Here is a 258-nt window from a genome sequence, read left to right on the forward strand (position 1 = left end):
GTAGGACGATGGGTTCGAGCCCGCCCGGTACCTGGATCGAGCCGATGGGATAGCAGGCGTCGACGATGTTGGACGGGTCCGAGCCTGCGCCGAATGGCTGTTCGCGCGGCTCGAACCGGAGCGCCGTGCCGCCCTTGAAGCGGTAGCCGGTGCGGTCCGCCTCCGAACCGACGGTCCAGGTCTCGGCGAAGAAACGCTCGACCGCGTCGGGGGTCAGGCGATGGACGTAGAGTCCGGGAACCACCCGCAAGCTCACCT

The 258-nt window shown here is 68.2% G+C and carries 1 pseudogene; it reads right to left on the reverse strand.

Annotation, left to right across the window (positions count from 1 at the left end):
• Positions 1–258: pseudogene (locus tag ACLJNW_RS26375) on the reverse strand (allophanate hydrolase); the annotation flags it as partial.

Origin of the sequence: Salmonella sp. SAL4457, from assembly GCF_046548235.1 — a bacterium.
GTDB lineage: Bacteria > Pseudomonadota > Gammaproteobacteria > Enterobacterales > Enterobacteriaceae > Salmonella > Salmonella enterica.